This window comes from Salmonella sp. SAL04162, from assembly GCF_046551535.1.
GTDB classification, from domain to species: domain Bacteria; phylum Pseudomonadota; class Gammaproteobacteria; order Enterobacterales; family Enterobacteriaceae; genus Salmonella; species Salmonella enterica.
In genome coordinates this window covers 60,265-67,356 of sequence record NZ_JBGDVX010000019.1, presented here as the reverse complement: position 1 = coordinate 67,356, position 7,092 = coordinate 60,265, and the positions used below count along the sequence as shown (strand labels likewise).

General features: G+C 49.9%; 7 protein-coding genes. 3 read left to right on the top strand and 4 right to left on the bottom strand.

Annotated elements, in window-relative coordinates:
- Nucleotides 1-384: 384 nt before the first annotated feature.
- Nucleotides 385-639: a hypothetical protein gene (locus ACLJRH_RS24710; RefSeq protein WP_410958223.1), complete on the top strand. Its 255-nt coding sequence runs from the start codon at nt 385-387 to the stop codon at nt 637-639.
- Between the two features lie 31 nt (nt 640-670).
- Here the strand turns inward: ACLJRH_RS24710 and ACLJRH_RS24705 are convergent, their stop codons facing one another.
- A complete protein-coding gene (locus ACLJRH_RS24705; RefSeq protein WP_410958222.1) occupies nt 671-1,600 on the bottom strand; it encodes an Rpn family recombination-promoting nuclease/putative transposase in 930 nt (309 codons plus the stop codon).
- Between the two features lie 109 nt (nt 1,601-1,709).
- On the bottom strand, nt 1,710-2,330 hold the full coding sequence (locus ACLJRH_RS24700; protein WP_410958221.1) for a recombinase family protein: 621 nt from the start codon (nt 2,328-2,330) through the stop codon (nt 1,710-1,712).
- A 347-nt stretch (nt 2,331-2,677) separates the two neighbouring features.
- Between ACLJRH_RS24700 and ACLJRH_RS24695 the strand changes: the two genes are divergently transcribed.
- Nucleotides 2,678-3,883: an AAA family ATPase gene (locus tag ACLJRH_RS24695; RefSeq protein ID WP_410958220.1), complete on the top strand. Its 1,206-nt coding sequence runs from the start codon at nt 2,678-2,680 to the stop codon at nt 3,881-3,883.
- The gene (locus tag ACLJRH_RS24690) at nt 3,883-4,857 is read left to right on the top strand and encodes a ParB family protein (RefSeq protein ID WP_410958219.1); all 975 of its coding nucleotides are present in this window, start codon (nt 3,883-3,885) and stop codon (nt 4,855-4,857) included. Before ACLJRH_RS24695 ends, ACLJRH_RS24690 begins: the two co-directional genes overlap by 1 nt.
- A gap of 81 nt (nt 4,858-4,938) precedes the next feature.
- On the opposite strand, the gene ACLJRH_RS24685 is transcribed toward ACLJRH_RS24690, so the two are convergent.
- A complete protein-coding gene (locus ACLJRH_RS24685; RefSeq protein ID WP_410958218.1) occupies nt 4,939-6,213 on the bottom strand; it encodes a Y-family DNA polymerase in 1,275 nt (424 codons plus the stop codon).
- Nucleotides 6,213-6,635 carry a translesion error-prone DNA polymerase V autoproteolytic subunit gene (umuD, locus tag ACLJRH_RS24680; RefSeq protein WP_044127552.1) on the bottom strand — a complete coding sequence of 141 codons (423 nt, stop codon included), beginning with the start codon at nt 6,633-6,635 and terminating at the stop codon, nt 6,213-6,215. The genes ACLJRH_RS24685 and umuD overlap by 1 nt, the downstream gene beginning before the upstream one ends.
- Between the last annotated feature and the right edge of the window lie 457 nt (nt 6,636-7,092).

Genomic DNA, 7,092 nt, shown 5'->3' with positions numbered 1-7,092 from the left:
CTGACGGAACAGAACGAGGAATGGCTGCTTCAGAACCGTTATCTGCCACAACACACTATGGCGGAGATAGACCAGGCTACTGAAACTGGAGTAATCGAAGCGCTGCCACTCAGCGCATAACAGGCACATTACCGGACCGGAAGGCTGGAACTGAATTTACACCAACTTGACGGACTCAACCCTGATGAAAATCGGGCCATCTGGCGTGGTGCGATCTGGTAAAGCCTGCGCTGGCCAGGCAGGAAGCTGGCGTTATCTCGCCGGCACAGGAAAACCTTTTTATCACGATGTAACACCCGACATCGGGTAGCGTGTTCCCCGGAGTTCAGCAAGAGGCACCCGGAGAGGATGTTTAACAATGTTTTTATTAACGGGAGAGTATCGATGACGCGTCGTGGTTTACGTTTATCACAATTGCCTGTTGCTCATACAGTGAAGTCTGAACCGGTCAAAACCTCCGCATACCTCATGGCTGAAGATACGCTGCGTGAATTAATCGCCGCGCGCTTTGCAGTGGGCAAACCGGTTATTCATATTGATGCTAACTGGAATGATGCGTTATTACTGCGGGTGATGAAAGAAGCGGTTCGCCAGGCTAAAGGTCAGCCGTTTATGGTCGTGCCACCACAAGAGAAATAGAACGACTGGCGGGTGCCAGTCGTTGAGATACTCAGTGGCGAATTTGCGCCAAATCGTCTTCGGAAAGACCGGTCATTTTCATGACCGTATTGCGGTCGATACCGTTCTGCAGCATGGTTCGGGCAACTTCCAGCTTGCCTTCCAGCTTGCCTTCGTTGCGACCTTCCTGCCTGCCTAGCTGGATACCCTTCTGGATACCCTTTTGTTCAAGCTGTTGTGCGATGGTCATGAGTGCGTCTCCGTGTTGCGGCACACGCTGTGCCAGTTCGCGTACAAAGGCTTCAGCGTCGGATGTTTCGCCAGCCTGCACTATATAGTGTACCAGCGATATTACCTGCGATGAAGACAGATATCCGGCCAGCAAAATGGGTGCCAGTCGGTCAACCAGTTCTGCCAGGTCCCGCTGGTGAATATGTTTCTGAAGCAGAGTCAGAGCGGCCATACTGCGGTGTTTCGCTATTTCATCATCCGGAATGACGGTAATGTCTACCAGCGGGAAAGCACTGCTGTAGAGTTTGCCTGCCAGCGCCGGATCGTCAAACTCATCCAGCCATCGGGTTGAGTATGGATACGGGCTGCGCTTCCCAGCATAGAATAACACAGGTATTACCAGTGGTAATTTCTTATGGCCAGCGTCAAGGTGGCGCTGCATCGCAGCTATAGCATAGCGAAACATCCTGGAAGCCATATGTTTATCCGGGGAGGACTGATGTTCTATGAGTACGTGAACATATCCATCACCGGCGGTGGTTTTCAGGCTGTAGAGCACGTCACTGAAATACTGGCGGAGATCATCCTCAACGAACGAGCCGGATTCCAGTTTCAGCGTACCGAGATCGCAGACAGCGCGCAGTTCTGCCGGCAGATGCAACGCCATAAAATCCCTGGCAATGTCAGGTTGTGTCAGAAACTGCCTGAACGTGGCATCGTGGGGAGTGGGTGTGCTGCTTTTTTTCTTCATCAGCCCTGGCTCTGAAAAATGACCCGGATATGTTATCACAGTCCGGAAAAAGCTAATATTGGTGGAGAACGGAATTGCCATTCCTTCAGCAATCGTGCCGGGGAGGCGGTTACCCTTCTTCTTTGTTGCAGACGCGAATTACCGTCATTTTAGATACGCCAGCCAGACGTGCAGTTTCACGCAGTGATTTTCCGTGGGCGAGGCGCAGAGTGCGTATCAGTTCATGTTTCTGAGCATCGGCCACCCTGCCCCGGTATTTCCCCTCTGATTTTGCTTTACTGATACCTTCAGCCTGACGACGTCGCCTGTCCTCGTAATCTTTTCTGGCAATGGCGGCCAGCATATCCAGCAGCATGCCGTTCACGGCCTTCAGCATGCTGCGGGTGAATTCATCGCTGGCGATACTGGTCAGCGCCAGATGACTGGTTGGCAGATCAAGACTGACGATGGCCAGTTGCTTGTCGGTGATTTGCTTTCTCAGTATTTCCCAGCCGGCATCATTCAGACGGGAGAGCCGGTCGACCTGTTCAATAAGGATAATGTCGCCGGGTTCTGCATCATCAAGAAGTCGAATCAGTTCAGGACGGTTCATCGTGGTACCTGTGACATTATCCACGTACCAGCCGGCGATACGATGACCATGCTGACGGACGAATAGTTTCAGGGCATTTTTTGCACGGGTTGCATCCTGCCCGGATGTTGATGCACGCAGATAGCCAAAAATGAGCATTTTTTACCCATGTGGTCACGTTTAAATGGTAATATAGCAGATGGTATCATTTATATGGTCATATTGATAAGATCCAGTGTATCAATTTATGGTCCCGCAGAGGTATACCTGAATGTGACTGGCTGACGCGCCCTGCGGGCTTGCCCAACCCCTCGCCTGTCCAGAAGCAAGTTCTGAACAGACTCACGGTTTGCGCTGTGGGTCAACAAAATTATTGTGGACGTAGTGCCCTCTTCTCCATTTAATTTTCGGTGCCTCCTGTGAAAGCAAAATCAAAATATTATGAATTATTGCTTGCAACATGATTATTTTTGTTCAAAATGACAAAAAACGTCATGAGGTGATAAATGGAAAATATTGAGCAGTTACGGAAAGTCGCCACACGTGCAGGTAAACTTCTGACATCCTTGAGCGAAAGTATCCGCCAGCAAAAAGAGGAATTGAAGCTTACCGAGTTCTATCAGGAATACAGCAAAGCCGCCCTATATAAGCTGCCTAAGCTCAGCAAAGGGAGTGTTGAATATGCTGTGGCCGAAATGGAAGCCAGTGGCTACATTTTTAAAAAGAAACCTTCCGGCAATACGATGAAGTACGCGATGACGATTCAGAACGTCATCGATCTGTATTTCCATCGTAAAGTACCCAAGTACAGAGATCGCTTCGATAAAGCCTTCACTATTTTTGTATGTAACCTTAAAGGTGGCGGTTCCAAGACAGTTTCTACCGCTTCATTATCCCATGCTTTTCGGGCTCATCCTCAGCTTCTGTTCGAAGACCTGCGTATTCTGGCTATCGATTTCGATCCGCAGGCATCTCTGACAATGTTCCTGAGCCATGAGAATTCAGTGGGCCTGGTTGAAAATACGGCTGCTCAGGCCATGCTCCAGAACGTGTCTCGTGAAGAATTACTTTCCGATTTCATCGTACCGTCAATTATCCCGGGCGTTGATGTTATTCCCGCTTCCATTGACGATGCATTCCTTGCTGAAGGCTGGAAGGGATTATGTGAGGAACATCTGCCAGGGCAAAATATTCATGCAGTGCTTAAAGATAACATTATCGACAAGCTCCGGTATGACTACGACTTTATCTTCCTTGATAGTGGTCCTCACCTCGATGCGTTCCTGAAAAACTGCATCGGAGCGGCAGACCTGATGTTGACCCCTCTTCCACCGGCAACGGTTGATTTTCATTCTTCCCTGAAGTTTGTTGCCAGCCTTCCTGCGCTTATTGATTCGATCGAACAGGATGGACACACCTGCAATCTCATCGGAAATGTCGGTTTTATGTCCAAAATCCTGAACAAGTCTGATCACAAAATTTGCCATAGTCAGGCCAAAGAGGTATTCGGTGCCGATATGCTCGACATGGTTCTGCCGAGGTTGGATGGATTCGAGCGCTGCGGGGAGACTTTTGACACAGTTATTTCCGCAAATCCAGCAACCTATGATGGAAGCACCGAGGCGCTTAAAAGCGCAAAATCAGCAGCGGAAGACTTTGCGAAGGCCGTATTTGATCGCATTGAGTTCATTCGTACTAACGGAGGTATGTGATGTCGAATGAGAGAAGAAAAACCATTGGCAGACAGTTAAATACCCAGGCGTCAATGGTCGAGATGACTGACACCCAAAGAAGTCAGGTATTTACCCTAAAAACCGGCAGGAAGATAACGTTCAGGTTTGTTCGGGTACCTGAATCGGACGTTGAAAGTAAGACATTCGTAAACCAGGAAACCAACGGAAGAGATCAACTTGCTCTGACCAGGAAGTCCCTGAAATCTATTATACAGACGATTAAGTTTCAGCAGTTCTTCCCCTGTATTGGCATTCAGCAAGGTGAAAGGATTGAGATACTGGATGGTTCAAGACGGCGAGCCGCAGCGATTTATATCCGTACAGGCCTTGATGTAATGGTTACCGATGAACTTTTATCAGCTGATGAAGCTCGCCATCTGGCTAAAGATATCCAGACAGCTAAAGAGCATAACCTTCGGGAGATCGGCTTAAGATTAATGGCTCTGAAAGAGTCTGGATTCAATCAAAAGGAAATTGCTGAACTGGAGGGGTTATCCCAGGCTAAGGTCACTAGGGCACTACAGGCGGCAGCAGTACCGCAAGAATTGATTGCTCTGTTCCCGGTTCAGTCTGAGCTGTCGTTTAGTGACTATAAAATTCTGTTAGAGGTTAATGAAAAACTCAGTGAAAAGGGCTTAACGTCTGAAGGGCTCATTCAGTCTGTCTCAGATCAGCATGATGTAATTTTGAGTGACTACGAGCGACCAGAAGACGAACAGAAAGCTAGTATACTGAAATTGATTTCTCAGGCCTCTCAGGCATTGATAGCTCCGCCTCCTAAAGAAAAGTCAGTAATTTCCGCACTCTGGACCTTTGAAGAAAAGGACAAGTTTGCGCGCAAGCGTGTGAAAGGGCGTACGTTGACTTATGAGTTTAGCCGTATGTCAAAAGTGGTTCAGGATGAACTGGACAAAGCTATCAACGAGGTCCTTGATAGAAATTTGAGTCAATAATTTCGCCACGGCGATTTCACATCTAACTTATTGTAATTAATCTATTTATGTTGAGAATTTCAAGGTGAAATCGCCACAATTTCAAGTCAATTTCGCTGCAGGAATATCTGCCCAGCGTGTCGTATAAGATGGCGAAAGTAGTTCCCTTTTCATCTGCCACTCAGGAGCAATGCCTCGTCCTGCAAACCAGACTTTCCCAAGTCCTGAATGGTTAATACTATCCAGGACTTGCATCAGCTGCTCGCTCCGTTCCCGCGGCTGTACTTCATCAAACAAATTCAGCTGCGATACCCCGGTTGGTGTGAAATCGTTCAGCATACAGCCTGCCTTTGCGTAACGGTGACCATCCACCCAGATCCTGTCCAGAGCTCTGACGGCAGCGGCAATGATGTCCCGTGTATCCTGCGTGGGGATGAGCAGTTTTTCACTGGCCAGATTACCATAGTAGGGCTCAGTTACGGCGAACGGCGATGTTTTCACAAACACGGCAATATGCCTGCAGAACTGCCGTTCCCCACGTAGCTTTTCGGCGGCACGTTCAGCGTGCTGACAGACTGCCTGCTGCATCGCTTCATATGTCGTGACACGCTCCCCAAAGGACCTACTGCAGACAATCTGCTGTTTCGGCGGCGGGACTTCTTCAAGAGAAATACAGCTTTCCCCATTGAGTTCCCGGGCCGTTCTCTCCAGAACCACATTGAAGTTTTTCCGGATGAAAGTCGGATTTGCGCGGGCCAGCTGCAGTGCAGTAGCGATCCCCATTGTGTTCAGCTTCTTTGAGATCCTGCGACCCACACCCCATATTTCGTCCACTGGCTGCAGTGACAGCAGTTTTTCCGTACGGCGGGGATTGCCCGGCGTTAACGCCAGTACGCCACCAAACTGTGGCCACTCTTTGGAAGCCCATTGTGCGGACTTTGCCAGCGTTTTCGTGGGACCCATTCCGACGCCGATGGTCAGCCCCGTGCCGGAACGAACGTGCTCACGCAGTTGTCGTCCGAAATCCTCGAAATCGATGCAACTGTCTATACCGCGAATATCCAGAAACATCTCGTCAATGGAGTACTGCTCAACGCGTGGCGCCAGCTCTTCCAGGTGAACCATGACCCTGTTCGACATTGATGCGTATAGGGCGTAATTACTGGAGAACGCGATAACCGGCTCCGGAAATTTCACCGACCTCAGTTGAAACCACGGCACCCCCATTTTTATGCCCAGTTTTTTTGCTTCAGCGCTGCGCGCGATTACACAACCATCGTTATTACTCAGGACCACCACAGGCCTGTCACGCAAATCAGGACGAAATACTTTCTCGCAGCTCGCGTAAAAGCTGTTAACGTCAGCCAAAGCGAACATCAGTCTGTGCTCCGGGTTTTGTGTATAAAAGCCGTCACCACCCCGAAAATCTGCAGTTCTTCCGGATAAAGCGTGGGGTAGGCCGGATTCATCGGCAGCAGGGCGATACGGGGCTTCAACTGCAGACGCTTAACGGTGAACTCGCCATCTGTTTCCGCGATAACAATATCCCCCTGCATGGGTTTCTCAGCTTTGTCGACAACCATTAAATCGCCGGAATGCAGACCCATTTCTTTCATCGAATCCCCGATAGCCCTGACGAAGAACGTTGCAGCCGGACGCCGTATACAGTAGGCATTCAGATCCAGTTCCTCCTCCGTGTAATCGGCAGCCGGCGACGGAAACCCCGCCGGGCAACGTTCGGTGAACAGCGGGGCAGTGGACTGCACCGGCTCCTGTTCGGGTGCTACAAGCAGTAACATGGCATACCTCTTAAAATACCTGTTTTTATATACAGTATTATTTAAGATATTTTCTGTCCTGCAAGTGAAATTTTACTGTTTCCCGTCAGATAACTGTTCTGCCTGGAAAAACAGATGTCAGGTTATCCACAGAATCAGTTAATAACCCTGTGGAGGAGCGACGCAGAACTGTTGGTATGTCATCTGTCCTCCTCTGGTGTTTCCCTTCAGCTCCTGTTGTCACCCCGGCCATTCCTGCACACCTGATGCTGACTGCCACCCGCTGCCAGTGTGCCGCGTCCGGCCTGTCACGGGACGGGCGTCTTTATCGCTCAGGCCTGGCGTCGTTGCATACCCTCGCCAGTTTAAGGGCGCCCTTCAAGCCGCTTTCGCGGCATAAGCTCGCCGACGATGAGAATTGTCGGCTCGTTATTCCACGGTCGGCGTTGACCCGCTACCGGACGCGACGAACAGGCAG

Coding starts and splice junctions, on each gene's coding strand:
- ACLJRH_RS24700 (WP_410958221.1), bottom strand. CDS start 2,330: ATGCTCATTTTTGGCTATCTGCGTGCATCAACATCCGGGCAGGATGCA.
- ACLJRH_RS24690 (WP_410958219.1), top strand. CDS start 3,883: ATGTCGAATGAGAGAAGAAAAACCATTGGCAGACAGTTAAATACCCAG.
- umuD (WP_044127552.1), bottom strand. CDS start 6,635: ATGTTACTGCTTGTAGCACCCGAACAGGAGCCGGTGCAGTCCACTGCC.
- ACLJRH_RS24685 (WP_410958218.1), bottom strand. CDS start 6,213: ATGTTCGCTTTGGCTGACGTTAACAGCTTTTACGCGAGCTGCGAGAAA.
- ACLJRH_RS24705 (WP_410958222.1), bottom strand. CDS start 1,600: ATGAAGAAAAAAAGCAGCACACCCACTCCCCACGATGCCACGTTCAGG.
- ACLJRH_RS24695 (WP_410958220.1), top strand. CDS start 2,678: ATGGAAAATATTGAGCAGTTACGGAAAGTCGCCACACGTGCAGGTAAA.
- ACLJRH_RS24710 (WP_410958223.1), top strand. CDS start 385: ATGACGCGTCGTGGTTTACGTTTATCACAATTGCCTGTTGCTCATACA.